This window comes from uncultured Sphingomonas sp., from assembly GCF_937859915.1.
Classification (GTDB): Bacteria; Pseudomonadota; Alphaproteobacteria; order Sphingomonadales; family Sphingomonadaceae; genus Solisphingomonas.
This window is the reverse complement of record NZ_CALMAW010000118.1, coordinates 103,401-130,259: the sequence shown is the minus strand read 5'-3', so window position 1 is coordinate 130,259 and position 26,859 is coordinate 103,401. Positions and strand designations below refer to the sequence as shown.

General features: G+C 67.0%; 30 protein-coding genes. 21 read left to right on the top strand and 9 right to left on the bottom strand.

Annotation, left to right across the window (positions count from 1 at the left end; translation table 11 throughout):
- Positions 1-85 precede the first annotated feature (85 nt).
- The 9 genes from Q0326_RS15855 to Q0326_RS15815 all read left to right on the top strand — a co-directional run bounded on the left by Q0326_RS15855 (position 86) and on the right by Q0326_RS15815 (position 9,695).
- Positions 86-1,723 (top strand): EAL domain-containing protein, encoded by a 1,638-nt coding sequence (locus Q0326_RS15855; protein WP_298692251.1) that lies wholly within the window; start codon positions 86-88, stop codon positions 1,721-1,723.
- Positions 1,720-2,463, top strand: a complete 744-nt coding sequence (locus Q0326_RS15850) for a LysM peptidoglycan-binding domain-containing protein (protein WP_298692249.1) — start codon at positions 1,720-1,722, stop codon at positions 2,461-2,463. The genes Q0326_RS15855 and Q0326_RS15850 overlap by 4 nt, the downstream gene beginning before the upstream one ends.
- A 76-nt stretch (positions 2,464-2,539) precedes the next feature.
- Positions 2,540-4,195, top strand: a complete 1,656-nt coding sequence (locus Q0326_RS15845; protein WP_298692247.1) for a serine/threonine-protein kinase — start codon at positions 2,540-2,542, stop codon at positions 4,193-4,195.
- 17 nt (positions 4,196-4,212) lie between these two features.
- On the top strand, positions 4,213-5,223 hold the full coding sequence (locus Q0326_RS15840; protein WP_298692320.1) for a type VI secretion system-associated FHA domain protein: 1,011 nt from the start codon (positions 4,213-4,215) through the stop codon (positions 5,221-5,223).
- Complete coding sequence (locus Q0326_RS15835; protein WP_298692244.1) at positions 5,220-6,002, top strand: protein phosphatase 2C domain-containing protein; 783 nt, start codon at positions 5,220-5,222, stop codon at positions 6,000-6,002. Before Q0326_RS15840 ends, Q0326_RS15835 begins: the two co-directional genes overlap by 4 nt.
- A gap of 69 nt (positions 6,003-6,071) precedes the next feature.
- Positions 6,072-6,530, top strand: a complete 459-nt coding sequence (locus tag Q0326_RS15830; protein ID WP_298692242.1) for a GNAT family N-acetyltransferase — start codon at positions 6,072-6,074, stop codon at positions 6,528-6,530.
- A 538-nt stretch (positions 6,531-7,068) separates the two neighbouring features.
- Positions 7,069-7,602 (top strand): acyltransferase family protein, encoded by a 534-nt coding sequence (locus tag Q0326_RS15825; RefSeq protein ID WP_298692240.1) that lies wholly within the window; start codon positions 7,069-7,071, stop codon positions 7,600-7,602.
- A gap of 252 nt (positions 7,603-7,854) precedes the next feature.
- Positions 7,855-9,138, top strand: a complete 1,284-nt coding sequence (locus Q0326_RS15820; RefSeq protein ID WP_298692318.1) for a DEAD/DEAH box helicase — start codon at positions 7,855-7,857, stop codon at positions 9,136-9,138.
- Between the two features lie 176 nt (positions 9,139-9,314).
- On the top strand, positions 9,315-9,695 hold the full coding sequence (locus Q0326_RS15815; RefSeq protein ID WP_298692238.1) for a DUF4087 domain-containing protein: 381 nt from the start codon (positions 9,315-9,317) through the stop codon (positions 9,693-9,695).
- 66 nt (positions 9,696-9,761) lie between these two features.
- Here Q0326_RS15815 and Q0326_RS15810 read toward each other — a convergent pair whose 3' ends face one another.
- From Q0326_RS15810 to Q0326_RS15790, 5 genes are all read right to left on the bottom strand, one after another.
- On the bottom strand, positions 9,762-10,061 hold the full coding sequence (locus tag Q0326_RS15810) for a hypothetical protein (protein ID WP_298692236.1): 300 nt from the start codon (positions 10,059-10,061) through the stop codon (positions 9,762-9,764).
- Between the two features lie 90 nt (positions 10,062-10,151).
- Complete coding sequence (locus Q0326_RS15805; RefSeq protein WP_298692234.1) at positions 10,152-10,475, bottom strand: helix-turn-helix domain-containing protein; 324 nt, start codon at positions 10,473-10,475, stop codon at positions 10,152-10,154.
- 151 nt (positions 10,476-10,626) lie between these two features.
- Complete coding sequence (locus Q0326_RS15800; protein ID WP_298692232.1) at positions 10,627-11,121, bottom strand: hypothetical protein; 495 nt, start codon at positions 11,119-11,121, stop codon at positions 10,627-10,629.
- A 38-nt stretch (positions 11,122-11,159) separates the two neighbouring features.
- On the bottom strand, positions 11,160-11,450 hold the full coding sequence (locus tag Q0326_RS15795) for a hypothetical protein (RefSeq protein WP_298692230.1): 291 nt from the start codon (positions 11,448-11,450) through the stop codon (positions 11,160-11,162).
- Between the two features lie 104 nt (positions 11,451-11,554).
- On the bottom strand, positions 11,555-11,989 hold the full coding sequence (locus tag Q0326_RS15790; protein WP_298692228.1) for a helix-turn-helix transcriptional regulator: 435 nt from the start codon (positions 11,987-11,989) through the stop codon (positions 11,555-11,557).
- 358 nt (positions 11,990-12,347) lie between these two features.
- Here Q0326_RS15790 and Q0326_RS15785 point away from each other — a divergent pair, with 358 nt between their 5' ends.
- Positions 12,348-13,250, top strand: coding sequence for an aldo/keto reductase (locus Q0326_RS15785; RefSeq protein WP_298692227.1), 903 nt, complete (start codon positions 12,348-12,350; stop codon positions 13,248-13,250).
- Between the two features lie 58 nt (positions 13,251-13,308).
- On the opposite strand, the gene Q0326_RS15780 is transcribed toward Q0326_RS15785, so the two are convergent.
- From Q0326_RS15780 to Q0326_RS15770, 3 genes are all read right to left on the bottom strand, one after another.
- Positions 13,309-13,851, bottom strand: a complete 543-nt coding sequence (locus Q0326_RS15780) for a MucR family transcriptional regulator (RefSeq protein WP_298692224.1) — start codon at positions 13,849-13,851, stop codon at positions 13,309-13,311.
- Positions 13,852-14,001: 150 nt separating this feature from the next.
- Positions 14,002-14,703, bottom strand: coding sequence for a Bax inhibitor-1/YccA family protein (locus tag Q0326_RS15775; protein WP_298692222.1), 702 nt, complete (start codon positions 14,701-14,703; stop codon positions 14,002-14,004).
- 2 nt (positions 14,704-14,705) lie between these two features.
- Complete coding sequence (locus Q0326_RS15770; RefSeq protein WP_298692219.1) at positions 14,706-15,233, bottom strand: YdcH family protein; 528 nt, start codon at positions 15,231-15,233, stop codon at positions 14,706-14,708.
- A 21-nt stretch (positions 15,234-15,254) separates the two neighbouring features.
- On the opposite strand from Q0326_RS15770, the gene Q0326_RS15765 reads away from it, so the two are divergent.
- The 7 genes from Q0326_RS15765 (at position 15,255) to Q0326_RS15735 (ending at position 20,782) form a co-directional block, all read left to right on the top strand.
- Positions 15,255-16,427, top strand: a complete 1,173-nt coding sequence (locus Q0326_RS15765) for an AI-2E family transporter (protein ID WP_298692217.1) — start codon at positions 15,255-15,257, stop codon at positions 16,425-16,427.
- Positions 16,424-16,882, top strand: a complete 459-nt coding sequence (locus Q0326_RS15760) for a hypothetical protein (protein ID WP_298692216.1) — start codon at positions 16,424-16,426, stop codon at positions 16,880-16,882. The genes Q0326_RS15765 and Q0326_RS15760 overlap by 4 nt, the downstream gene beginning before the upstream one ends.
- 154 nt (positions 16,883-17,036) lie before the next feature.
- On the top strand, positions 17,037-17,639 hold the full coding sequence (locus Q0326_RS15755) for a PilZ domain-containing protein (RefSeq protein ID WP_298692214.1): 603 nt from the start codon (positions 17,037-17,039) through the stop codon (positions 17,637-17,639).
- Between the two features lie 95 nt (positions 17,640-17,734).
- Positions 17,735-18,853 carry a Gfo/Idh/MocA family oxidoreductase gene (locus Q0326_RS15750; protein WP_298692316.1) on the top strand — a complete coding sequence of 373 codons (1,119 nt, stop codon included), beginning with the start codon at positions 17,735-17,737 and terminating at the stop codon, positions 18,851-18,853.
- Entirely contained in the window at positions 18,850-19,329 is a 480-nt protein-coding gene (locus Q0326_RS15745; protein ID WP_298692212.1) for a cupin domain-containing protein, read from the top strand. Before Q0326_RS15750 ends, Q0326_RS15745 begins: the two co-directional genes overlap by 4 nt.
- Positions 19,326-20,336 carry an SMP-30/gluconolactonase/LRE family protein gene (locus tag Q0326_RS15740; RefSeq protein WP_298692210.1) on the top strand — a complete coding sequence of 337 codons (1,011 nt, stop codon included), beginning with the start codon at positions 19,326-19,328 and terminating at the stop codon, positions 20,334-20,336. The genes Q0326_RS15745 and Q0326_RS15740 overlap by 4 nt, the downstream gene beginning before the upstream one ends.
- An 86-nt stretch (positions 20,337-20,422) precedes the next feature.
- Positions 20,423-20,782 carry a hypothetical protein gene (locus Q0326_RS15735; RefSeq protein ID WP_298692208.1) on the top strand — a complete coding sequence of 120 codons (360 nt, stop codon included), beginning with the start codon at positions 20,423-20,425 and terminating at the stop codon, positions 20,780-20,782.
- 227 nt (positions 20,783-21,009) lie between these two features.
- On the opposite strand, the gene Q0326_RS15730 is transcribed toward Q0326_RS15735, so the two are convergent.
- A complete protein-coding gene (locus tag Q0326_RS15730; protein ID WP_298692206.1) occupies positions 21,010-21,906 on the bottom strand; it encodes an SDR family oxidoreductase in 897 nt (298 codons plus the stop codon).
- A 98-nt stretch (positions 21,907-22,004) separates the two neighbouring features.
- Here Q0326_RS15730 and Q0326_RS15725 point away from each other — a divergent pair, with 98 nt between their 5' ends.
- The 4 genes from Q0326_RS15725 (at position 22,005) to Q0326_RS15710 (ending at position 26,846) form a co-directional block, all read left to right on the top strand.
- Complete coding sequence (locus Q0326_RS15725; RefSeq protein WP_298692204.1) at positions 22,005-22,841, top strand: helix-turn-helix transcriptional regulator; 837 nt, start codon at positions 22,005-22,007, stop codon at positions 22,839-22,841.
- Between the two features lie 263 nt (positions 22,842-23,104).
- Positions 23,105-25,465: a glucose/quinate/shikimate family membrane-bound PQQ-dependent dehydrogenase gene (locus Q0326_RS15720; protein ID WP_298692201.1), complete on the top strand. Its 2,361-nt coding sequence runs from the start codon at positions 23,105-23,107 to the stop codon at positions 25,463-25,465.
- Positions 25,466-25,918: 453 nt separating this feature from the next.
- The gene (locus tag Q0326_RS15715) at positions 25,919-26,401 is read left to right on the top strand and encodes a nuclear transport factor 2 family protein (RefSeq protein ID WP_298692198.1); all 483 of its coding nucleotides are present in this window, start codon (positions 25,919-25,921) and stop codon (positions 26,399-26,401) included.
- A gap of 58 nt (positions 26,402-26,459) precedes the next feature.
- Positions 26,460-26,846, top strand: coding sequence for a hypothetical protein (locus Q0326_RS15710; protein WP_298692196.1), 387 nt, complete (start codon positions 26,460-26,462; stop codon positions 26,844-26,846).
- Positions 26,847-26,859 lie beyond the last annotated feature (13 nt).

The following is a 26,859-nucleotide window of genomic DNA, read 5'->3' as shown; positions in this document are numbered from 1 at the left end:
ACATAGCGGACGCCGTCATTAACGCCTCCTTCTCGCTTGGCGGTGTAGTCGTCCGCAACAACAGGCACATGAGACGATAGTGGGCATGACGATCGGGAGCGAAGGAGCGAAGCGCGGCGCGGCGAGCCGGCCTGCGCTGTGCGCTTCGACGCTCACCGCGCTGCTCGCGCTTGGCTGGGCGGCATCGCGTCCTGCGCTGGCGTTGGCCTGGCTGCTGGCAGCCGGCGCGACCGCGCTGGCGCTAGGCTGCTGGGCGGCGCGGGACGGCCGGATCGTCGAGCTCGCGAGCCGCGCGCAGCGCATCCTGGTCGATCATGACTCAACGACATTGACCGGCGGCCCGCTCGATCGGCTCGGCCAGGCGCTCGACGGCTTGTCGAAGCTGGTCGGGTCGCTCGAGCAGCGCGTCACGCAGCGGCATCCGATCAGCGGGCTGCCGACGCGCGAGCCCTTGTTCGCGGCGATCGAAGCCGATTGCGCGGACGCGCCCGGCGGCGTGCTCGGCCTCATCAGCCTCGCCGATTTCGAGCGCCTCACCGCATTCGACCCGGCGCTCGCCGAGCAGATGCTGATCGCCATCGTGGACAGGGCGCGCCGCATGCTGGGCGACCGGCGGATGCTCGCGCAGATCGACCGCTTCCGCCTCGCCATATGGTATGGTCCCGAGGCCGACGCCGACGCGGCGCGCGCGCAGCTCGACGCGCTCGGCTATGCGCTCGGCGCGCCGATCCATGTCGGCGCACAGGAATGGCTCCCCGAGGTCGCGATCGGGATCGCCGCGGTGCCGACCGAGGGGGCTACACCGCAAGGGTTGCTTGCGCGCGCGATCGCCTCCCTGTCGGCCGGCGCGATGGTCGCCGCCGAACCGGCGGCCGATCCCGTCGAGGCGGCGCGCGAGCGCTATGCGATGGAACAGGATCTGCGGCGGGCGATCGATCGCGGCGAGTTCGAGCTTCGCTTCCAGCCGCTGGTCGACGTCGATGCGCGACGCGTCTGCGGCGCCGAGGCGCTGCTGCGCTGGACGCATCCCGTACACGGTCCGGTACCGCCGTCGCGCTTCATCCCGATCGTCGAGGCGTCCGGGCTTGCGGACGAAGTCGGCCTGTGGGCGCTCAACGCCGCCTGCCGCGAGGCGCGGACCTGGCAGCGTCAAGGTCTCGACGGGTTGCGTGTCGCGGTCAACATCTCGGGCCACCAGCTCGAGCGCAGCGACCTTCCTGCGCTGATCGAGCGCACGCTGGCCCGTCACACGCTGTCTCCCGATGCGCTGGAAGTCGAGCTCACCGAGACCGTCGCGGCCGGCGATGCCGAGCGCAGCGCCACGGTGTTCCGCCACTTGCGCGCGCTCGGCGTCAAGGTCGCGATCGACGATTTCGGAACCGGCTATTCGAGCTTCTCGGCGCTGCGCCAGCTCGCCTTCGACAAGCTCAAGATCGATCGCGAATTCGTCACGTCGGTCGACCAGCGGCGTGACAGCCAGGCGATCTGCCGGTCGATGATCGCGCTCGGCCAGGGGCTCGGCATCCGCGTCCTCGCCGAGGGTGTCGAGCGGCGCGAGGAATATGACTGGCTGCGCCGCCACGGCTGCACGCATTTCCAGGGCTATTACTTCGCGCAACCGCTCGATCCCGAGCGCTTCCAGGCGTTCGTGCGCGACGACGCCCATCTCTCGCGGCTGCTGGGGCCGCCCCTACAATCCCGGACCGAAAGGCTCAGCCTATGACCATCTCCCGCTCGTACGCCCGCATCATGCTTGCTTCGCTCGGCGCCACGCTGGTGCTGTCGGCCTGCTCGCACGGTCCCTCGGCGACACCGCAGCCGGTCTCCGCCGCGCCCGCGCTGGAGACGTCCGACAGCGTCATCGCGTTGCTCAATCAGGGCGACGAAGCCGCGGCGCTCCAGCAGATCAAGGCGATCCAGCGACGCAATCCGACCGATCCGTCCGCGCGCGTGCTCGAGGAATCGATCGAGAAGGATCCGGTCGAGCTGCTCGGCCCCAAATCCTTCCCCTATACCGTGCAGCCGGGCGATACGATGATCATGCTCGCCGAACGCTTTCTCGGCAACAAGGTCAAATTCTACCAGCTCGCCCGCTATAATGGCGTGAAGATACCCGCAACGCTGGCCGCGGGCACGGTCCTGCGCGTCCCCGGCACGCCCCCCGCACCGCCGGCCGCCGCCCGTCCCGCGGCGCGCGAACCGGTCTCGCAGAAACCGAGCCGTGGCAAGGCTGCATCGGGGTCTACCGCGCCCGTCCCGGCGGCATCAGCCGCGCCCGCGGCCAACCCCGCGCTGGCGCGCCAGCTGCGCGGCGCCGGCCTCGCCGCGCTCAACCAAGGCAAGGTCGACCGCGCGGTCGCGCTGCTCAGTCGTGCAGCGGCGCTCGATCCTGCCAACCCGCTGATCGCCCGCGACCTTTCGCGCGCCCAGCGGATCGCGCATACCGTCCAGACGCATCAATAGGCATGGCCGCGACAAGCCTTGTTTAACCATTGCCCGCGTAGAACCGGCGACTATGGATATGACCGGACACCCCAGCATGACCATGCTCGGCCGCTACAGGATCGACGCGCGGATCGGCGAAGGCGCGATGGCCGAGGTGTTTCGTGCGCACGACACCGGGATCGACCGCGTCGTGGCGATCAAGGCGCTCAAGCCGGAATACCGCCGGGATCCCGAGATCGCGCGGCGTTTCCTGCGCGAGGCGACCGCGGCCGGCACGCTCAGCCATGCGCATATCGCGACGATCTACGACGTCGGCGAGGCCGATGGCGTGGCCTATATCGCGATGGAACTGGTCGCCGGCCGGCCGCTCGACGAGGTGCTGAAGGCCCAGGGCCGGATGCCCTATGAGCGCGTCCTGGCGCTCGGCGCACAGATGGCCGACGCGCTCGCCTACGCGCACGCCCGCGGCATCGTGCACCGGGACGTCAAGCCATCGAACATCCTGCTCTCCGACGACGGACTGACCGCCAAGCTGCTCGACTTCGGCGTCGCCCGCATCGGCGACACCGATTCCAGCCAGCTGGTCCGCACGCAGGTCGGCCAGATGATCGGCACGCCCCGCTATATGAGCCCGGAACAGGCGCTCGGGCTTCCGGTCGATCACCGCTCGGACCTGTTCTCGCTCGGCATCGTCCTCTACGAAATGGTCACCGGCAAACCCGCTTTCGCCGGCGCCGGCCTCGCGACGCTGGTCCTCCAGATCGCGCAGGCGCAGCCCGATCCCGTCGAGCGCAGCGCCGCCGACTGTCCCAAGGGACTTCGCTTCATCATCGACAAGCTGCTGGCCAAGAAGCCGGAGCGGCGCTTCGCCAGCGGCGACCAGCTCGCCCAGGCGCTACGCCGCGATCTCGAGACCGCCACCGCCGAAAATCCTGCGCGCCGCCGGCGCGGCCTGCCGCTCCGCCTGAAATTGCCCCTGATCCTCGCGGCGACAACCGCGCTTGCGCTGGCCGCGAGCGTCGTCACGGTGTTCGACCGGCAGCAGCACGCGCTCGAACATATGGCGGTGGTGTCGGGCTCGTCGATCACCGCCTTCATCACCAGCAACGCCGCCGTGCTCGCCGCCGACAATGCGGGCCTGCCGCCGGAGCAGCAGGACTGGGCACCGCTGCAGGCCTTCGTCGACACCGCGGCCCATGACACCGGCATTCGCCGTCTCGTCGTGACCGATGCGACCGGCGTCGTGCGCGCTGCCAGCGATCGCAGCCTGATCGGGCGCCCCTATGCCGCCGCACCGGGCGAAGCGCCGATTATCTCGGCCGACGGCGCGACCGTCACCGCGGCGCGAGACGACGCCGGCTTCCGCTTCATCCGCCCGATCCGCTATGCCGGCGCCAATTTCGGCAAGGTCGACCTGCTGCTGCGCCGGGCGACGCTCGATGCCGCGGTCGCCAGCACGCTCAACCTGCTGATCGCGCTGTCCGCCTTCGTGATGCTGGTCGTGCTGGCGATCGGCTGGTTCAGCGCCAGCCTGATCACGCGTCCGATTGCTCGGTTGCGGCGCGCGCTCGACGATGCTGCCACCGGCAATCTCTCGTTCCGCATTTCGCATGATCGCCGCGACGAGTTCGGCGCCGCCTTCGACGCGTTCAATGCGGCCGCCGAAGCGCTCGAGCCGCAGATCGGTGTCGCCGCCGAACCCGAGATCTCGCTCACCGCCACGCTGATCGCGCCGCGCCGGGCCGCCTGAGGGACCACGTCGTGTACATGCTTCGCCTGTTCGACGAGAGCGACCCGGTCCACCCGATCGACGCCCGGATGCTGCGCGATGGCGTGATGCGGATCGGCCGCGATCCCGCCTGCGACTGGGCGATACCCGATCCCGACCGCGAGATCTCGCGCACGCACTGCGCCTTCGATGCCGACGGGACCGGACTTAAGCTGCGCTGTTCGGGCGCCAACGGCGTCTATGACGACAGCACCGGCGCGCGACTGCCCGACGAGACCGACGTCTGGCTCGATCTGCCAAGCACGCTGCGCCTCGGCCGCTTCCGGCTGATCGCAGCCCCCGCTCCGCACGAGGGGCTGATGGCGGGCAACGAGACGCGGACGATGGTGCTCACGCCGCCGCTCGGCGCCTCCACCGAGGTGCCGACCGACTGGAGCGACGCCACCCCCGAGCCACGCGTGTTCGAGGAAGGGTCGCTGCTCGAGGCGTTTTGCGAAGGCGCAGGGCTCGACGCATCGCTGCTGTCGGGCGAGGAGCCGGTCGAGATCATGCGCCGCGCCGGCGCGGTCTATCGCCAGATGGTGCTGGGCATCGGCGACCTGATGACCGAGCGCGATCGCGCCCGCGTCCGCTACCATCTCAGCCGTACGACGATCAGCGGCACCGGCAATAATCCCTTCAAATGGGCACCGACGCAGCGGCTGGCGATCGACCTGCTGCTCGCCGGCACCAGCGGCTTCCTGTCGGGGCCCGCCGCGCTTCAGGCGTCCTTCCAGGACATCAAGCGACACCTCGTCTCGACCTTCGCCGGCCTGCAGGCCTCGCTGCGCACCGCAGTCGACAGCTTCGCACCGACCACCGTCGACGCCGCGGTCGCCGGCAAGGGCTCGATCCTCAAGAGCAAGGCCGCACTGCAATGGCAGGAGGTCGCCGACCGCCACGCCGATCTGCGCCGCCAGCTCGATCAGGCCGAGGGCGGTTCGCTCGACGACGCGTTCGTCAAAGGCTATGACGATGCGGAAGCGCAGGCGGACAGGCCGCGGGCATGAATCTGGCAGGCCTGCTGTCGGGCTGGCGGCGATACGCTGTGTCCGGCGCCGCCGCAGCGTCGCCCGCCCATGCGGCCGCCGTCACCCAATCGATTGCGCGCACGCATGTCGGGCGAGTCCGCACGATCAACGAAGACCGCGTCTTTGCCAGCACGGAGCACGGCCTGTGGGCGGTCGCCGACGGCATGGGCGGCCATTTCGCAGGTGATGTCGCCGCGGAGGCGATCATCGAGACGCTGCGCGCGCTGGTCGGCTCGCCGTCGACGCCGGACGACGACATGATCGAGACGTCGCTGATCGCGGCGGGCCGGCACATTCATGCGGGCAATGCGGGATCGTCGCGGGTCAGCGGCTCGACGATCGTCGCGCTCCATGCCGACGGCGGCAGCGCGACACTCTTCTGGGCGGGCGACAGCCGTGCCTATCGCGCGCGCGACGGCCGGCTCGAACGGCTCAGCCGCGACCACAGTCTGGTTCAGGAACTGGTCGATTCGGGCGCGCTGACACCCGAACAGGCCGACCGCCATCCGCAGGCGCATGTCATCACCCGCGCGCTCGGCGCCGCCGCCGAGGTCGCGATTGACCGGCGCGACGTCACCGTGCGGCCCGGCGACCTCTTCCTGCTCTGTTCGGACGGATTGACGCGCGGCCACGCCGACCCCGCCCTGCTCGAGTATTGCGGGCGTCCGCTCGCCACGATCGCCGACGAGCTGATGGCGGACGCGCTCGCCGCCGGCGGTGCCGACAATATCAGCCTCGTGCTGATCGCAATCGGCTAGCATTGCCGATCGATAGGTCGTTCACAATCGGGTAGCCGCTACGACGCACCGCGATGGGAGGGCGCGTACATGGACATACGACGGGACGATCCGGCGGCGCCGTATGTCGCCGACCTCCTCGTCTATCATCGCCGCGAACTCGAGGTCGTGATGGGCGCGCATGCCTCGGCGCTCGATGCCTCGGACCTGTCTATGCCGAACGTGACCTTCTGGACGGCCTGGCATGATCGGACGCTGGCGGGGTTCGGGGCGCTCAAGCAGCTGGCGCACGACCATGGCGAGGTGAAGTCGATGCGCGCAGCGCCGGCCGCGCGCGGCATGGGGGTGGGACGCGCCATGCTCGCCCATATCGTCGCGGAAGCGCGCGCACGGGGCTATGCGCGGCTAAGCCTGGAGACCGGCACGGCGGCGCTGCACGGCCCTGCCCTATCGCTCTATCGGAGCGCGGGGTTTGTGCCCTGCGCCGCCTTTGCTGACTATGCGCCCAGCCCACACAATCAGTTCCTGACGCTCGATCTGTCGACCTGAGCGCTGCTTCGAGCGTGGCCAAGCCGACCGGTCCTGGGCGCAGAACCGAAACGGCATAGTTTTGCGATTCAAGAGACCGAAAAGCGCCGGCAAGCGGCGCGAGACGGTAGCAACGTTCCGCCATACCCTGTCCTGATCACGTAAGCGGACGAATTGCTATACAGAGCCAATTCCGGTCATTCTGTCTTGAAGACTGCAAGTCTCGTAAGCCATCCAGGCGGTCGGTGCGCGCGTTTCCATAGAATCCGCTGGGCACAGCGAGACCAGACGTCCGGCTTTGGGCGTGATCAAGTCGTCGATGCGAGACTCACCCGACGGTGTCTCGTCACGCGATTGCCGAGCGTACACAGCGGAAACGGGCGTTCATCCAGATCATGCTGCAGGCTGCGGGATAGCCGTTCTACGACCGTGCGATCAATGATGTGACCGGATGGTTTGCCATTGCGGTTCAGGTCCGCCGTCGTTTACATCCGCTGTATCGTAGTGTTGTTTGCCTCGCGGCGCGTGCGCGATCGTATCGCCGGCCCATGATTTCGATATGGGCTGGACGCGTCGGACGTTCGTGGCTGGCTTCCCGCGGGTCGGCTATTCCTTCGGCGTTGGGCTTTTGCTGTATCGGTTTTCGTCTCGCCTTCCCGCGCTTAGCATATGCCGGACACAGCCCGTCCTAACCGCGATCCTGCTGCTGCTTCTGGTCGCCGGAACGCTTGCGGCGCAGCCGTCCGGATGGCTGTCGCTCGTGTGGGACTGCACCGCCGCGTTCGTCGTTTTTCCGATCCTCATTTATATCGGTATGCAGATCAGATGCAGCGACGTCGCGCGTCAGCTACTCGCCTATCTGGGCATGGCGTCCTATACGATCTATATTATCCACAAGCCGTTGTATGACCTGATCACGACGATCATCGTCTTCGTACACCGCACCGACATCTATCCTGCGCTCACTCCGTGGGCCGGCATCGGCTTTGCATCGTTCCTGCTCGCGATTTCCTTCCCGCTGGACAGATATTATGACCAGGCGATCAGGCGGCGACTTGGCTGGAAGCCCCGTCATCGTCCGGAGGCGACGTAGGAGGTTGGACGCGCGGCCGTCGCCAGCGAGGTCGTGTCAGGAACGCGCGACACGCCGGTGCGGTCGGGACGGTCGGTCGACAGCCACATGGTGCGCGCTTGCCGGAAGCGGACGCCACGCGCGCAATCGATGAGGCCGCTCCCCATTTTCGACGTTGACGCAGTGCAGCATAAAATCTAACTGCCCGCGCTCTTCAAGACGCTAAGCCCGATCCGGCGCAGCCTTGCTCAGCGCTGGAGGCGCCGCGTGACGATGACGATGACTTTTGCCGATCTCGCCCTGTCGCCGCTCCTGCTCCAGGCGCTCGGCGAGGAAGGCTATGTCAGCCCGACGCCGATTCAGGCGCAATCGATCCCTCTCCTGCTGCAGGGTCGCGACATGCTCGGCATGGCGCAGACCGGCACCGGCAAGACCGCCGCCTTCGCGCTGCCGCTGCTGCACCGCCTCGCCGCGGACCGTCGGCCCGCGCCCCAAAACGGTGCGCGCCTGCTCGTGCTGGCGCCGACGCGCGAACTGGTGTCGCAGATCGCCGCGGGCTTCGAAAGCTTCGGTCGCCATCTGTCACTCAGCGTGACGACGATCTTCGGCGGCGTCAGCCAGTTCCACCAGGTCAAAGCGCTCAAGGCCGGCGTCGATATCATCGTCGCCGCCCCGGGGCGCTTGCTCGACCTCGTCGATCAGGGCCTGTGCGATCTCTCGCGGCTTGAGGCGCTGGTGCTCGACGAGGCCGACCAGATGCTCGACATGGGCTTCGCCAAGCCGATCGAACGCCTCGTCGCGACGCTGCCCGAGGATCGCCATACGCTGCTGTTTTCGGCGACGATGCCCAAATCGATCGCGGCGCTCGCCGAGAGCCTGCTGACCGATCCCGCGAAGGTCGAGATCGCGCCGCCCTCGACCACCGTCGAGCGGATCGCGCAGTCGGTGATGTTCCTCGACGCCGCCAACAAGAAGACGGCGCTGCTCGAGCTGCTGCGCACGCCGGACATGGGCCAGGCGGTCGTCTTCACGCTGCAGAAGAACATCGCCAACGAAGTGTGCGCGTTCATCAGCGAGGGCGGCATCACCGCCGAGGCACTGCACGGCAACAAGTCGCAGGGCCAGCGCGAGCGTGCGCTCGACGCCTTCCGCGCCGGCACCGTCCAAGTGCTGGTCGCGACCGACATCGCGGCCCGCGGCATCGACGTCGACACGGTCACCCACGTCTTCAACCATGATCTGCCGAGCCTGCCGGAAAGCTATGTCCACCGCATCGGGCGAACCGGCCGCGCCGGGCGCAGCGGCCATGCGATCACGCTGTGCGATGCCGAGCAGCGCGCCTGGCTCCACGATGTCGAGCGCGAGATCGGCCAGGCGCTGACCGTGCAGGACGACCATCCCTGGCATTGCGAAGTCGCGCGCCATTCGACCAAGCGCGCGCCCGTGCTCGGCGGCGGACCCGCCAAGCAGGTCAAGCCGGAGAAGGCCCCGCGCGAGCGCAAGGTCTGGACCGAGGAAGAGAAGATGGCCGCGCGGATGGCGGCGCGCGCCGCCTGATCGGCGACCCCGGAACGGCGCAGGACGCGCCGCCCGCCCGTGCCCTCGTCATGTCCGAATGGGTCAGCGCACGCTGGAGTGCGAGACCGGCCTCCCGTCTTCGCGATGAGCGACGGGACTCAGCCCACCGCGACGGTCCGGGTTTCGCGAGCCATCGTGGGCTGCTAGGACATCACATGCCCAGCCGATTGCCCGCTTTGTCGATTGGCCTCGCCGTGATCGCCGCGGCCGCGGCTTCCCAGTCGTCTGCAGCGGCGGCACCGGTCGAGCGGCGGTGCGGTTGGCTGGTCAACGAGACCCCGGGCAATTTCGAGCTGGACGATCGCCAGGGCCAATGGACGATCAGCGAACAGGGTGGCTATACCGCGTCAGGCTTCGATCGGATGCCGGACATGTCGACCGCAGGATGGATCGAGACCAACGGCCCGCACGGCCATGGATGCGCCTGCCTGTCGGTGACCACCGAGCGCCAGACGATGCGCGTGACGCGCGTCTACGCCGCCACGCCGGTGGCACTCAAACGGTGCCGGTCGGATCGTCGATTGCCGACGCCGTAGGACCATCCGTAGCGCTCTCGTGCGCGAGAGGCTTCGCCCGCCACCCATGCACGGCGCACTATGACGCTAGTGAAGGTCGTCACGATCGGCCGGGGGGAGCTGGTCCATATAGGCGTTCATCTCGTCACAATGCCGGGCGCGATCGGCATCGCTCATCTCGGCGGCCGGCGGCGCGTCCACCAACTGCTCGATCGCCTGCGTCACCAACACCGCCGCATCCGTCTCCCGAATGAGATCGAGCCGAACCACGCAGTCGAGCAGGGTATCGTACAGCGTCAGCACGTCGCCTTCGAGGGTACGGCGGCCGCGTATCGGGGGATGCTTGATCATGGCGTCGAGAATGCCACGCTTCGTGCGCGACGCCACAGGAAAATGCCGACGCGCCGCCGCGCAGTTTGCGGGACCCCACCGTGCAACTGATACGCCGTGTCAGCGCGCGTCGGCGTGGTCGTCGGTCTATTGGCCGCCGCCTGCGTCGCCTGACGGGCCGGATAGCGTCGCGCTCAGCCCATCGACATACCGCGCCATCGCGGACTCTGCGTCCGATGAGAGATAGGCCGGCGCGCATGGCCCGTCGTCGCCGCCCGGACGACGGACCAGCAAGCCCCGCTCGACCATGACCGCGATGTGCCGCAGAGCGCTGTGGGCGGGCAGCCGTCCGGCCGTCCGCAGATTCTGCGCCGACAGGCGCCTGCCGTCCAATCGGGCCTCGTACAGGCCGAGCAGGATGTCCCACGTCCCATCGCCGAAGTCGACATTTGGAAAGAGCGCGGCGCGCATCCTGCGGTCCGCAAGGATTGCCTTGATCCGGCGCCGACGTCCCGCGTCCGTTTCTCGCAGGCTTGCGGTCGCGGGATCGCCGCTGGCGCCGACCGGCGGTCGCGCCGTCTCGGCGACCTGCGTTTCGATCCCGCGCGCGAACCGCATCACATTAGCAACCACGCCATTCGTGGTCGACCTGATCGGCTCCAGCACGGGATGCTCTCCACCCGCGGAGGGACTTGCCCCGCTCACCGGGCGACAACCGCGCTGTCGCGACCGCCAGCACACCGAGCGACATATAGGCCCAAATCACCTGTGCCGACTCGTAATAGAAGGCGATCTCGCGCGGCATCAGGACCGACGCCGGGTGCAGAAGGATATCGCAGAGGGCGAAGCCGAAGCACCAGATCGGCCAGAACCGGATGCTCGTGACGGCCAACCAGTAAAATATTGCGATGACGGAAAGATCGACCATCCACGTCGCGGCGTAGCCGGCGCCCCATTTCTGGATACCCGCCGCCATGAGCAATGTTGTTGCGTTCGACCCTACGATGTTGACGGCCGCTCCGACCCTTTCCGGTCCGCTGCCGCGAAGCAGGGCGAAGATACCGGTTACGAATAGCGTAAGATTGTACGCATATGCGAGTATGGCCGGATTGCTCATGGGCAACGAGATGCATGGTCGATCCCCCCTTGCAAGTCCTAAGCGGCAGCGACGGATTGCGGCGACGCCCGGAGGGTTGCCGGTTCGGCGCTGGGCGGGTCCTTCGGATAGCCGCCGCCCCACATCTCCTCGGTCAGGCCGATCCTGCGGCCGATGACCTCGAGTTCCGCATGCGCCTGGCGGAGCAGACGCTGAGACGAGATCGCGGCGCCCATCGCCTGGTGCACGGTATCGATCGCGCGCGCGCCGACGCAGGGGGACAGCGGCAGGTTGAGGTTCGCGTCGGCCGTCGAGACGATCAGTTGCGCGAGATCGCGCGTGGTGATCATCGCCGAGCGTTCGGCCGCGCGCAGATCGCCGGCGACGACGGGACCGGCTTGAGTTGCTTCGATCATCATGTTCTCCTCGCCACGCCGACGAGGTCGGCGCGCCGCTAGTGGTGCACAGTGCCGCCCAGAAGCTGCCGAAGCGTGATCATCAGGAGTGCGGCGATCGTGATGAGCAAGGGGAAACCGATCGCCATGATCGCGCCCCATGCCAGGATCTGCACCCACGTCAGTTCATTCGTCGGCCGCGACTTGGTCGGCACCGGCAGCAAAAGCGGCCAAAGCGCAGCGTTGCGAAGCTCCGGTGCGTGGGGGTCCGGACGCTGGAGCCCGGCTTCGAAGGCGGCGAATTCGCGCGCGGCATCGGCGCGGGTCGGAACGCCGAGCTTCGCCATCGCCTTCTTCATCTGATCGTCGACGGTGGTCGGCGTCGTACCGAGCTCGCGCGCGATCTGCGCCGAGGTCCGTCCGACCAGAACATGCCGCAGCATGATGCGCTGCCGATCGGTGAGCGCTTCGAATGGCCGTTCCGACATCGACATCCCCGCATCGACTCGCGATTTTGTTAATCTTTGATCGCAATCGGCCGCGATGCGCAACGTGTCCCGTCGCAACAGTCTGCGAATAACCGTCCTTTTTAGGCACGCGGATGGTGGCGCGCTCGCGTCCTGGCATCGTGCCGATCGTCCGGATCCGCATGCAATCCGCGCCGTCGAGAAGGATCCGGCCGCGATCCGCGCCCGTCGACATCCAGCGCCGATCCGATCCGATCACGCTTTTCGCAAGCCAGAGCGGCTCGCCGGACCCTATATATCGCGTGATCTGCGATCACCCCTCTGAAGGAGCGAGGCCATTCCTCTCATCGGTGCACTGGACGTAAGCGCGCAGGGCTTTGGCGCGATGGGGCTTTCCGGCGTATATGGCGCGGCCGTCGATGCGGAATCAATCCGCACGATCCACCGCGCGATCGATCTCGGCATCAGCTTTTTCGACACCGCCGCGGGGTACGGCGCAGGGCATAATGAGTCCTTGCTAGGCCGCGCGATCCGCGGCCGCCGTGACGGACTGATCCTGGCGAGCAAGTTCACGCACGATCGGGGCGCGGATGTGCCTCCGCTGCGCGCACGCGATGCGGTCGACGCCAGCCTGACCCGGCTTGGTGTCGATCACATCGATCTTTACTATCTCCACCGGCGTGATCCCGGAATTCCGATCGAGGAGTCCGTCGGCCAGCTTGGCCGGCTCGTCGACGACGGCAAGATCGGCGGCGTCGGCCTGTCGGAGGTGAGCGCCGCCTGCCTGCGTCGCGCGCACGCAACCTACCCGATCACGGCTCTGCAGAGCGAATATTCGCTCTGGAGCCGCGAGGTCGAAGACGACATCCTGCCCACCGCCGCCCGCCTCGGCATCGGTTTCGTCGCCTATTCGCCGCTCGGCCGCGGATTTCTGGCAGGTGCGATGCCCGTCGAAGCCGCGGATCGGCGTAACTTCCATCCGCGTTTTCAAACGAGTGCTGTCGAGGCCAATGCGCGTCCGCGGCAGGTGATCGAGCGGATCGCCGCGCGGCTGGCGGCGACCCCGGCGCAGATCAGCCTGGCCTGGACGTTGGCGCGCGCCGTTGTGCCGATACCCGGCACTCGAAGCATCACCCATCTCGAGAGCAATTGGGCGGCCAATATGGTCAGCCTCGATGCAACCGACATCGATGCGCTCGAAGCCGCATTCCCGCGCGGGCAGACGGTTGGGGACCGCTGCCCGCGCGAGCAGATGATTCTGCTGCCGGAAGGTCAGACCGACGCCTGACCTGACGACCAAGGCGTCGCCACCACACGGGTGGTGGCGGGCCCTGGCCGGTGTGTTCTTAGGCTTCGACCGTCTCGGATGCCGCCACGGGTGCATCGTCCTTGGCCTTGGCCGGACGGCCACGCTTCTTGGCGGCGGTCGCGTCCCCTGCGAGATGCTCCTTGGCCGCGGCGATGCTCGGCTTCGAGCCAGCCTTCGGCGCCGGCGCGGTGTCCTTCTTGCGACCGAGGCCAATCGAATGCGCGAGCGTACGGCGCGTCTCGGCATAGGCCGGCGCGACCATCGGATAATCCTTGGGCAGACCCCATTTGGCGCGATAATCCTCGGGCGACATGTCGAAATTGGTGCGCAGATAGCGCTTGAGCATCTTGAGCTTGGCGCCATCCTCGAGGCACACGATATAGTCATGCTTGATCGAGGAGCGGACCGAAACCGCCGGCTCCTGCTTGGGTGCCTCCGGCTCGACCGGATTGGCGGTCGCGGACAGCGCCGCAAAAACACTCTGGATCAGACCCGGCAGATCGGCAGTCGCGGTGTTGTTGTTGCTGACGTGCGCGGTGACGATATCAGCGGTCAGGTCGATCAGATTGTTGTCGGACATTTGGTGACTCCGGAGGGGAGCCGCGCAAATAGGACTGCGGCGCTAAATGTCCACCCTTTCGTCTGAAAAAACTGGATAATTCGATGCACTCATGTCCGCGCCGTGAAACCTCGGTAAGAAGCGCCGGCCGGGAACCGGCGCCTCTCCTCATCATGACTGGCGCTGGCCCGAGAAGCTCAGCAGCAGCTGGAACATGTTGATCAGATTCAGGTAAAGCGACAAGGCGTTCATCACGGCCAACTTCTCCGCCTGTTCGCTGCCCGCAAAGGCCAGATAGTCGGATTTGGCACGCTGCGTGTCCCAGGCCGTCAGCCCCGTGAATATGACGACGCCGACCAGCGACACGATGAGCTGGATCGCGCTCGATCCCACGAAGACATTGACCAGCGACGCGATGACCACGCCGATCAGCCCCATCATCAGGAAGGTCGAGGCACGCGTGAGATCGCGACCGGTCGTGTAGCCCCACAGGCTAACGGCGGCGAACATCGTCGCCGCGATCAGAAAGGTCTGCGCGATGCTGATGCCGGTGAAGACCAGGAAGATGCTCGCCATCGACACGCCCATCACCGCCGCGAAGGCGAAGAAGGTCAGGCGTGCCGACGCGGTCGTCATCTGCTGGACGCGGACGCTGAACAGCATCACGAAGCCGAGCGGCGCCAGCATCACCGCCCATTTGAGCGGCGTGCCGAAGATCGCCGCGACCAATGTCGGCGAACTGGCGACCGTGAAGGCGACCAGCCCGGTGAGGGCCAGCCCCAGCCCCATATAGCGGTAGATGCCGAGCATGTGGCGGCGCAGACCCGCGTCGCGCTCGCCGGCCAGCATCGCCGGCTTGAGTATGCGGTCCATCGTCACTTCCTCCCGCGGCTAAGGGCGGGGCCGTCCATCCGCATGCGGCTCAAGGCGCGCCGCGCCGCGTGCCGCAGGTCGCGCGCGTCCGGAAGGTGGCGGACCAGCCGGTCCTTGACCGCCAACCGCTCCTTCTTGAGCCGCACGACGCGGAAATGGTCCGGGATGCGGTGCGCGAGCTCGCGCCGGATTTCCCGGTTGAGCATGCGGTGCGCCGCGATCAGACGCTCGATCAGATTGTTCATATCATCCTCCATCGAATTGACTTCGATCGAGGTGCCGGTGGGTGGAAGGACGACCGTCGATATGTCCAACCAGCACCGAGCACGCTCGATGCGGTCCGACATCACGAGGCTGTTACGCCATCGCCAGAGGGGCCCGGTCCCGCAGATTTCCAGATAATCGCAGATCGCACGCTCTACAAGAGCGACCGTGACAATGTGCCTGGACGGACAGGCGGTGCCATTATCGATGTACCCGATATCGATGCGACCGCGTTCAGTGCGCCGAAAGCCCCCGAAGCGGGCCATGGATATTGACGAAGGCGTCTGATGAAGCAGGAAGACCAGGGTTCGCCGGCGGGCACATGGACACGTGCGAACCAGGATATGATGTCGGTACCGCAGAAGCGTGCGGGCCTGGTGGCAGCCGCGATGCTGTTCATCGCAGGCGTCGTCACGCTCAAGGACTTCCTGCCCGCCTTGATCTGGGCGGTGATCTTCGCGATCGGTCTGTGGCCGACGTTCAGCAAGGCGGCGCGACGCTGGCCCCGCCATCGTCATGAATTGATCCCGATGCTCACCATCGCAATCGTGCTGCTCGTCTTCATCGTGCCCGTCGTGATGATCGTCGTGCCGCTGCTGTCCGACGCGCATGCCGCCTCGCTCTGGGTGGCGCAGGTCCACCAGACCGGCATTGCGCCGCCCGCTTTCCTGGGCGAGCTGCCCTACGGCGCCAAGCTCGTACCGCTATGGCAGCAGGAGCTGGGACGCCCGGGCGGGATCTCGGCGCTCGCCAGCCACGCGATGCAAGGCGGCCTGCTTGCGACCGGTCGGACGGTCGGTGCGCAGGCGGTTCACCGGCTGGTGCTGATCGGCTTCATGCTGCTCGCCTTGTTCTTCCTGCTTCGGGACGCGGACGACGTCGTCGAGCAGCTCCGCGTCGGCAGCCGACGCGCTTTCGGTGCCGCGGGCGAGGATGTCGGGCGGCAGATCATCAATTCGGTGCACGGCACGGTGAACGGCCTGGTCCTCGTCGGCCTCGGCGAGGGCGTGATCTTGGGCATTGCCTATGCGGTCGCCGGCGTTCCCCATCCAACGCTGTTCGGACTGCTCACCGCCCTGCTCGCGATGATCCCCTTCGGTGCCGCGATCGCCTTCTGCGTGGCCGCGCTCGTGTTGCTGGCCGGGGGCTCGACCGTCGCCGCGATCGTCATTCTCGTGCTCGGTTTCGCGGTCACCTTCATCGCCGACCATTTCGTGCGCCCGGTGCTGATCGGCGGGGCGACGCGGCTGCCGTTCGTCTGGGTGCTGCTCGGCATCCTCGGTGGGGTCGAGGCCTATGGCCTGGTCGGGCTGTTCATGGGGCCCGCGATCATGGCTGCGCTCATTCTGCTGTGGCGCGAGTGGGTCGGATCGCAGAAGGGCCCGATCAATCCGCTCGCATCGGAGATCGCCCCTGCCGGCCCCGCAGAGGGTGGCACCGAAGCGGAGGACGTCGCATGATCGCAACCGTGGCAGAACTCGACCGCATCCGGATCGAATGTCGCAGCCTGGTCACTCGGCGCGCGCTGATGTCCGCCGGCGCGGCCATCGTTCCGGTGCCGGGTGCGGACGTCGTCGCGGACGTCGGGCTGTTGACCACCCTGCTCCCGACGATCAGCGCGCGGTTCGGCCTTGATCATGCGCAGGTGGAAAAGCTCGATCCCCATCTGGCCCAACAGGCGCTGGTTGTCGCCGCGGGTCTCGGCAATAATGTGATCGGCCGCATGGTGACCAGGACGCTGGTGATCCAGGTGCTGCGGCGCGTCGGCGTCCGCGTCGCGACGGCGTCGGTCGCAAAATATGTTCCCGTCCTCGGATCGCTGGTCGCCGCGGGCCTCGGCTTCGGCGCGATGAAGATGGTGGGGAACGCGCATATCGAAGACTGCTACAAGACCGCGAGATCGCTTATCGCCTGACAACAGGTGAGACGAAGCAGGAATAGTCCCTACGCCGCACCGGCCGTTCGCGGACGCGACCGATAAGTTCGTGACCGGGGCTCCGATGCGGAATCCACGTCTCGGCAGCCGTCACCGCGCATCATCATCGTTGACATCCGCGCAATCGCCATCGATGTTCATGATCGAAACTTTGCGTTATTCCAATCAGTTGAGGGGTGAGGAAGGCGCCGCGCGATGGTGGAAGCTGCAGCGGCCTGACACAAAGCCCCGCGAAGCCCGACGGCAGGTGACGATCCCGTCGCGCATGCGATCCGGGACCCTGTGGGTCGATGTGTGCATCCACAATATGTCATCGCGCGGGCTTCTGGTGGCGAGCGAGCACCCGCCGCGGCCGGGTGACTATGTCGACATCCGGCGCGACTCGCGCATCATCATAGGGCGGGTGGTATGGCGGAAGGGGCGGTTCTTCGGCGTCAGGGCGCAGGATGTATTGGACGTAGATGGGTTCGTCAGCGAGCCCAGGCTTGCCAGCCGCCCCTCTGCCGACCGCGCACGCGCCGATGCCAAGCCCGATCGCCGGCTGGCGGATCGCGTAACGACCGATGCGGACCTCGCGCATCGGTTGCAGCGCAGCCGTCACCGTGCTTCGGCGATGCAGTTCATCCTGATCGCGGCCGGCGCCGCCGCGATCGCCGGCCTGCTGGCGACCGCGGTCTATGACGTGCTCGCCAGGCCGTTCACGACGATCGCCGCGACGCTGTCGCCGGATAAATAGATGTCCGGCCGTAGGCGTAGGATCGCCGATATGGACGCCAATCGGCATTCTCGCCAATGCTTGCCAAGTTGAAGAGCGCACGGGAGGTGAAGATGATCGATGTTGGACGCCGTGATTTCCTACTCTCGGCCACCGCGGCGGCGCTTGCCTCCGGCATCGAACCAGGTGCCTGGGCGCAGGGTAGAACAGCCAAGCCGCTCGGCTATGCGATCGTCGGCCTCGGCACCTACGGCCATGACGTGATCATGCCGCAATTCGCCAATTGCACGCACAGCCGGCTCGCCGCGGTGGTGTCGGGCGATCCGGCCAAGGCGAAGGCCGTGGCCGCGGCGCACGGCCTGCCCAGCTCGTCAATCTATTCCTACGCGAATTTCGACAGCATCCGTGACAATCCGGACGCCGACATCGTCTATGTCTGCCTGCCCAACGCGATGCATGCCGACTATACCATACGGGCGGCGCGCGCCGGCAAGCATGTGATGTGCGAAAAACCGATGGCGATCTCGGTCGCCGAATGTGAGGCGATGATCGCGGCCTGCCATGCCGCCAACCGCAAGCTGATGATCGGCTATCGCTGCCATTTCGAGGCCTATAATCTGGAGGCGATGCGGCTGGCGCGCAGCGGCGTCGCCGGACGCACCCGCTATGTGCGTACCGAACATGGCTTCGTCCAGCGCGATCCGTCGAAATGGCGGCTCAAGCGCGCGCTGGCGGGCGGCGGCTCGCTGATGGACATGGGGATCTACAGCCTCCAGGCGGCGCGCTACATGATCGGCGAGGAGCCCGTGGCGGTGACCGCACGCGAATCCACCGACCGGCGCGATCCGCGCTTCCACGAGGTCGAGGACATGATCGAGTGGACGCTCGAATTCCCCTCCGGCGCGATCGCCGGCTGTCAGTCGATGTACAGCGCGAACCAGAATCATGTCCTGCTGATGGGCGATCTCGGCCGTATCGAGCTCGAACCCGCGACGCGCTACGACGGCAACCGCATGTGGACCGGCAAGGACGGTCGCGAGCAGGAACGCACGCCGCCGCCGGGGCCGGGCAAGACCCAGTTCGCCGGGCAGCTCGATCATCTCGCGCGCTGCATCGTCGATGGGCGCGAACCGATCGTGTCGGGCGAGGAGGGTCTGCGCGACATGCGGATCATCGAGGCGATCTACCGCTCCGCCCGCGAGGGCCGGACGATCCGGCTGGGTACGACCGCATGAGGGCGCTGCTCGCGCTGGCGCTGCTCGCGGCCGCCCCGCCGCCGGCCCCGAACGTCGCGCCGACCGCAGGCACGACGTTCGCCGGATCCGCCGATTTGCACGCCACGATCGCCGCCATGGCTCGCGATCTCAAGCCCGGCCAGCATTTCGCCTGGCGGCCGGTGCTGTCGAACGGCGCCGATGTCGCCGCGCTCGAATATTGGACCGCGCCGGGGCGCCCTGCCCTGCACCCGACCGACGCCGAATATACCATCGTCATGGAGGGCGCCGGCACGCTCGTGCTCGGCGGTCGACTGGTCGATCCAACCGTCACCCGGCCGGATCTGGTCGAGGGCAGCCAAATCGACGGCGGCACACGCATCCCGCTCAAACCCGGCGACGCGATGCTGATCCCGGCCAATACGCCCCACTGGTTCGGCGTCGACGATGGAAAGCTCGTCCTGTTGGGGATCAAGCTGCCGCAGGCAAAGCGATGAGCGTCGTCATCGGCCGTCGCGGCCTGCTCGCGGCGGGTGCATGGCTGGCTGCGGCCCCCGCACTCGCGCTCGAGCCGCCGGCCGCCGTCACGATCCGCCGGCTGTCGCCCGCGGCCGATGCGCTGATCGCGCCCGGTAGCATCGTCGAGACGATCGCGACCGGCATCCGTTGGGCCGAGGGTCCGCTGTGGGTGCCGGGCACCGGCCTGCTCTTTTCCGATCCCCCCGCCAATCTGATGCGGCGCTGGACGCGGGCGGAGGGCACGCGCCGCTTCCTCTCGCCTTCGGGCGCGGCGCATACCGATCCGGCGCTGGTGCGCGAACCTGGCTCCAACGGGCTCGCGCTCGATCGTAAAGGCCGCCTGCTGATTGCCAATAGCGGCGGCCGCAGCATCGACCGGCTGGATCTGAAGACCGGGCGTCGCACGGTCCTGGTCGATCGCTACCGCGGCAAGCGCTTCAACAGCCCCAACGACCTGCACGTCGCGCGCGATGGCGCGATCTATTTCACCGATCCGCCTTATGGGCTGGCCGATGGCGACACCTCGCCGATCAAGGAGCTTGCCCAGAACGGCGTGTACCGCCTGGCGCCGGACGGCGGGGTGATGCTGGTCGACGGCACGTTGACGCGGCCCAATGGCATCGCGCGGTCGCCCGACGAGCGGCGACTCTATGTTTCGGTGTCCGACGAGGCGGCACCGCGGATCATGGTCTATGATCTCGATGCGCGCGGCATGCCGCGGCGCTCCGAGCTGTGGCTCGATGCCAAGCCGCTCCAGGGCGCCGGGGCCCCCGGTCTGCCGGACGGCATGAAGATCCGACAGGACGGCACACATTTCTGCTCGGTGCCCGGCGGGATGATGGTGCTGACCCCCGAAGCCGAGCCGCTCGGACTGGTCGTCTCCGGTTCGGCGATCGCCAATTGCGCGATCGGCGAGCATGGGACGATCTTATATATGACAGGATCAGATCGCGTTTTCCGCCTTCCGCTACGCCACCGGACCTAAGCGTGGCTTCCCCGTCGATGCGTCGTGTCGGAACGATCCAATGCCGCGAGGCTTGATCCCGAACGGCTGCGGTGTCAGGCGGAGGCATGCAGCCCCATATTCGTGCCATCATCGCCGCCTCCGCCCATGCGCTCGTCACAGGCAAGAGGGTCGCCGGCCTCTACGATCATGCGACAGGGCAGCACCTGCGTATCGCGGCGGAGGCCCGCACGCCACACCTCAAGGGCTATGATGGCGACCGCGACGCGAGGTTCGGAGGCACGCTGCCGGAAATTCGCGACGCCGGCGACGGCGTCTCCATGCATATGGAGATCGAGGGGGACATGGCCCGCGGCTACGATCGAAGTTCATCCGGCCACTTCTCGGCGAAAGTGGCGGATCAGCTGGTGCAACTCTACGATCACGCGGCGGCGGCATGGTTCGCATTCGACGTACAGGTCGCGTGACCTCCTAGCCTGTAACGTCTCGGCCCCGATGCGGCTATTGGCCGCCGGCACGGTTCCTCCCGACTTGCGACGACGGCCGGTATCGCTCCGCCTACGGAGCCGCGATGCCGACGTTCCGAGACTGGAACGTATAACCCCGTGATGGCGCGCAAAGACGCTCCCGAATAGGCGCGGCCCGGCAATCCGGCGATCTGGCTATCCAGCGAGCGGAGGCGGAGGACGAGGCCCTAGTCGACGACCGAATAGTCCATCGCGGCAAGGCCGGTGAGCAGCTCGGGGCCGGTCGGGTGCCACCCCCGCCGCGCGCGGGTCCAAGCGTTCGATGCGATCATGTCGAGCGCCGCGAAGGGTGCCATCCAGCCGAAATAATGCTCGACCTCGTCAGCTGCGATCGAGCGGACCGGCAGTCCGGCGCCCTTTCCGATTGCCTCGGCAATGGCCCGTGCCGTGACGCCCTCCTCCGCCGACGCATTGTACCGCGCCCCCGGCTCGCCCTTCTCCAGTGCCAGGACGTACAGCCTCGCCACGTCGCTGACGTGCGCCGCGGACCAGCGCGTCTTTCCCTCGCCGAGATACGCGACCGCCCCCGCGCGGCGCGCCTCGGCGAGCAGCGGCGTGATCAGCCCGGCCTTGCTGGTGTCGTGCACCTGCGGCAGCCGGATGGTGCGGACGTCGATGCGTCGCGCGATCAGCGCCGCGCCGGCGATCTCGGTCGCAATGCGCGGATTGGCATGGCGCGGGTTGAGCACGTCCTCGGTCGCCGGGCCGCCGTTCAGCGGTGTGCCGATGCCGACGCCCGAGGTGATGAGGATCGGCTTCTGCGTCCCCTCCAAGGCCTCTCCCATCGCGGCGATGTTGCGTTCGTCCTTCCTCGTATTCTCGAAGAAGGTCTGGAAATCATGATCGAATGCGCAGTGGATCACGGCGTCGGCCGCCGCGGCGCCTTGGGCGAGCGTCTCGGGCCGTTCCAGATCGCCGCGATGGACGTCGACGCCTGCCGCTTCCAGCTGCCGCGCGCCGGCGTCGGAGCGGGTGAGACCGAGCACCTGATGGCCGCGATCGCGCAGTTCGGGAATGATGTGCGAGCCGATAAAGCCGGTCGCCCCGGTCAGAAACACGCGCATGAAAAAATTCTCCTTCTTGCCGAGGCGGCGTATCGCGGGTCGCCCGACCCTGTTAAAGTAGTGATCTTATCAGGGTATAGGCTGTAACAGGATCGTTCATGACCAGCGAAGCGCCCAATCCGCTCGGTACCTATCTGCGCGACCGTCGCGCCCGGCTTGACCCCGTGGCATTGGGCTTTGGCGGCGGCCGGCGGCGCACCCCCGGGCTGCGCCGCGAGGAAGTGGCCAGCCGCGCAAACATCAGCCCGACATGGTACACTTGGCTGGAACAGGGTCGCGGCGGCGCGCCGTCGGCCGACGTGCTGGACCGGCTGGCAAAGGGGCTGATGCTGACCGAGCCCGAGCGCGAGCACCTTTATATGCTGGGTCTCAACCGCGCGCCGGAGGCACGCTACCAGCCGGTCGACGGGATTTCCCCCCGGCTTCAGCGCGTACTCGACGGAATGGTGCTAAGCCCCGCGATCATCAAGACGGCGATGTGGGACGTCGTCGGCTGGAACCGCGCGGCGGCAACGCTCCTCACCGACTATGCGTTGCTGCCGCGCGAAGGGCGCAACATCCTCCGCTTGATGTTTGGCAGCGACCACAGCCGGATCCGCAACGAGGATTGGGACGGCGTCGCGCGCTTTGTCGTCGGCGCCTTCCGGGCCGACGTGGCGCGCGCCGGCGCGAGCAGCAGCGCGGAGGTCACGAGACTGGTTGCAGAGCTATGCCGGATGAGCCCCGCGTTCGAAGCGCTATGGCAGGACAACGACGTGGTCGCGCATGGCGAAGGCGTGAAGCGCATTCACCATCCCGATGCGGGTCTGCTCGCGATGGAATTCTCCTCGTTCGCGGTCGAGGGGCGACCGGAGCTTGGAATGATCATCTACAATCCCGCCACGCCGGAAGACGCCGCGCGGCTGCGCGCGCTGCTTGACGCTCGCACAGACTGATCATGTCGGACGACCAGGTAGCAGACGTTCCGCACCTCGATGGCTGACCCGCATGGCTTGAGATGTCGCCTGTTGCCTCCAAGACGGCCTGCCGTCGCGACCGAGACTCTTCACGTGCGAGAGCGACAAAGGAGGATTTTGCGTTTTCTAACGCAACTTAATTGAGATCAAGAGGTTTTGGACACTTAGCCAGGCCGGGCACCCGCGCATGGCACCATCGAAGTGAACTTTGCCGTTCAGCGCACGCACGTCAGGAATTTAGAATGAGCACAGGTGTTTGGGCCCGCATCTCGGCGGCCTCGTGTCTGCTGCTCGGTCTGGTCACGGTGATTGCGGGCGGCTGGCTCGCGATACTCGGCGGCTCGGCTTATTATCTGCTCCTTGGGGTCGCGCTTGTTACAGACGCCGTGTTGCTGTGGCGTGGGCAGCGCTTCGCCTACCCCCTGTATGCGCTGATCCTTGTCGCTACGATGATCTGGGCGCTGTGCGAGGTCGGCTTCGACTTCTGGCCGCTCGCGCCCCGCGGCGACATATTGGTGCCGTTTGGACTATGGTTGCTCGCCCCGTGGGTGGTGCGCTCCTTCCCGGCCGAGCGTCGGCCGTGGCGGATGCCGCTCGTCGGGGCGGTCGTCGCGTCGATCCTCATCGTCGGAATCGCGCTTGCCACAACCAACGACGATGTCGCCGGCCGGCTGCCGACCGCCGTCGTCGGCGCGCTGCCTCAAACCGACGCCGATGCGGTGCCCAATGATGAATGGCATGCCTATGGTCGCACAGGGGCCGGCGATCACTTCTCGCCGCTGACCCAGATCACGCCCGCCAACGTCGCAAATCTGAAGGTCGCGTGGACGTTCCGGACCGGCGACAGCAAGGGGCCGAACGACTCTTTGGAGACGACCGACGAAGTGACGCCGCTGAAGATCGGCGATACCGTCTATCTCTGCTCGCCGCACCAGAAGGTGTTCGCGCTCGATGCCGCGACGGGCAAGCAGAAGTGGATGTTCGATCCCAAGGTCGTTGACGATCCGACCTTCCAGCACCTTACCTGCCGCGGGGTCTCCTACCATGCGACCGCGGCCGGCGCGACGACGTCGGACGGCGTGCCCGCGCCGCTCGAATGCCGGGACCGTCTGTTCCTGCCGACCAACGACGGGCGGATGTTCGCGCTCGATGCCGCCACCGGCAAGCCATGCGCCGGCTTTGGTCAGAACGGCGTGATCGATCTCAAGGACGGCATGACCGTCAAGCACAAGGGCTTCTACGAAGGCACCTCGCCCCCGGTCGTCACCAAGTCGATGGTGATCATGGCGGGCGCCGTCATCGACAATTATTCGACCAACGAGCCCTCGGGCGTGGTCCGCGGCTTCGACGTCTATACCGGCAAGCTGATCTGGGCATGGGACGCGGGCGCGCTCGACGAGAATGCGCTGGCCTCCGCCACGCATCACTACACGGCCAATTCGCCCAACAGCTGGTCGATCTCCGCGGTCGACGAGAAGCTCGGGCTGATCTACCTGCCGATGGGCGGCCCCGCCCCCGACATCTGGGGCGGCAACCGCACACCGCAGATGGAACGCTACGGCAGCGCGCTGGTCGCGCTCGACGTCGCCACCGGCAAGCGCGTCTGGTCCTATCAGACCGTGCATCACGATCTGTGGGACATGGACCTGCCTTCGCAGCCCAGCCTGCTCGATCTGCGCACGCCGCACGGCATCGTGCCCGCCATCTATGCGCCGACGAAGAGCGGCAACATCTTCGTGCTCGATCGCCGCACCGGCAAGCTGATCGTCGGCGCGCCCGAGCGGCCGGTGCCGCAGGGGGCGGCACCCGGCGATCGCGTGTCGCCGACTCAGCCCTTTTCGAACCTCAGCTTCCAACCCAAAGCGCGGCTGACGGACGCGAACATGTGGGGTGCCACGATGTTCGATCAGCTCGCCTGCCGGATCCTGTTCAAGCAGCTGCGCTATGACGGCCCGTTCACGCCGCCGAGCACGCAGGGCACGCTGGTCTTCCCGGGTGACGTCGGGATGTTCGAATGGGGCGGCATCTCGGTCAATCCCTACCGTCAAATCGCGATCGCAAACCCGATCGTCTTTCCGTTCGTCTCCAAGCTGCTGCCGCGCGGCGCGAACAACCCCGCCAAGCCCAACGGATCGCATCCGCCCGGTAGCGAGAATGGCGTCCAGCCTATGTACGGCGTGCCCTACGGCGTCGAACTCCACCCCTTCCTGTCGCCGCTCGGCTTCCCGTGCATGGCGCCGCCCTGGGGCTATATGTCGGGCATCGATCTCGGCACGAACAAGATCGTCTGGAAGCACAAGGTCGGCACGACGCGGGACTCGGTCGTGCCACTGCCTTTCAAGCTCGGCATGCCGATGCTTGGCGGCACGATGTCGACGGGTGGCGGCGTCGCCTTCCTGACCGCAACGATGGACAATTATATTCGCGCCTTCGACGTGACCACCGGCACGATGTTGTGGCAGGCGCGCCTTCCCGCCGGCGGCCAGTCGACACCGATGAGTTACGCGCAGAACGGCAAGCAGTACGTCATAACGGCTGCCGGGGGTCACGGCTCGTTCGGAACGACATTGGGCGACTACGTCGTCGCCTATTCGCTGCCCTGAGGTAGCGGCACACATCATACGCGAGCAGGAGCACACGCTGAGCCTCCCTGGTGAATCTTCCAGCTTGCGGACATTGATTCATCAGGGCTGGCGGACTCTCGACGACCCGAAGCGGTAGCTCGAGAAGTTCGGCTGATCGCACAGCCGCCCAAGCTGCGCGCCTGCATCGATGATGTCGTCGCGACGATCCGCCGCCGCTAGCGCCGGAGCGGTTACGCGCGGTGCGACCCCACCGGCGCACCCTGTGCTTGTCCGGACGCGGACGCCAGCTGTCCGGATCCGGACGGCTGCACGCATCCGTTCCAGATCGCAAGAAGCCGGTTCCGATGCTATCGCAAGGACTTGCGAAGCTGGCACATATCGTGCTGCGGGCGGCGACATGTCGCAGGATGCAAAGATCGCCGTTCCGCCAAGGCTCGGTGGCCGGCGGATCGCAGACGAAAGGGTGTTCCGATGCCAAGACTGTCGATAATCCCGCTGCTGCTCGTGATTGCAAGCCTGTCGCCCGCGGCCGTCGAGGCCGTGCCGATACCGGCGCAGTTCGACAGTGTCGGCGCGGATCGGCAGGCGATCGCGGCGCTCCTCGACAGCTACACCCAAGCCGTATCGACCAAGGACCAAGCGTTGTTCGAGACGTTGCTGCTCAACACGGACGTTCCCTTCGCCGGCGTGGGCCCGAACGGCGTGGCGAGCGGTGCGCCCGGCGTCACCAACCAATATCAGGCGTTTCGCGCGGACGTGTTCGGCGGCGGCCCGTTCACCCAGCGATTCCAGGATATCCACATCGCGCAGGACGGGCCGCTGGCGAGCGTATCGCTGGTGTTCGTCAACACCGCGCCGCAGGGCAGGAGCTGGGGCTGGAAGACGATGCAGCTGCTCAAGGTTGCCGGGCGGTGGAAGATCGCGAGCGAATTCTATACCGGACATGCCGGCTGATGCACGCGGGCAGGCCGATGACCTTGCCGCCCTCGCGGCACACGGGAAGCGATGTACCGTGAAGCGCCTTGTCGTCGCGGTCCTGCTCGCGGCCTGCGGTCCCGCTGTCGCCGCCACGATCGTGCCGCTGCAGACCGGCACCTATGTCCTGTCCGGCACGCCCTGCCGGAATGCGCCCTTCGCCGCGATGATGCGCTATGACGGCAAGGGTCTGAGCGATCCGCATTCGGCGCAGTGCCGATCGCGCATCCTGACACGATCCGGCCGCCGCTACCGCGTCGCCACGACCTGCCGCGCCAATGGCGACGGCTCACCGGCAACGCCAACGACGGAAATCGCGACACTGCGCGTTCGCGCGCGGGGCGTCTTCGCCTATGCCGCCGCCGGTACGGTCGCGCCCGGCCCGACATATCGGCTCTGCCCGCCGGGTTCGGCAGACCGATAACATTCGTTCACGA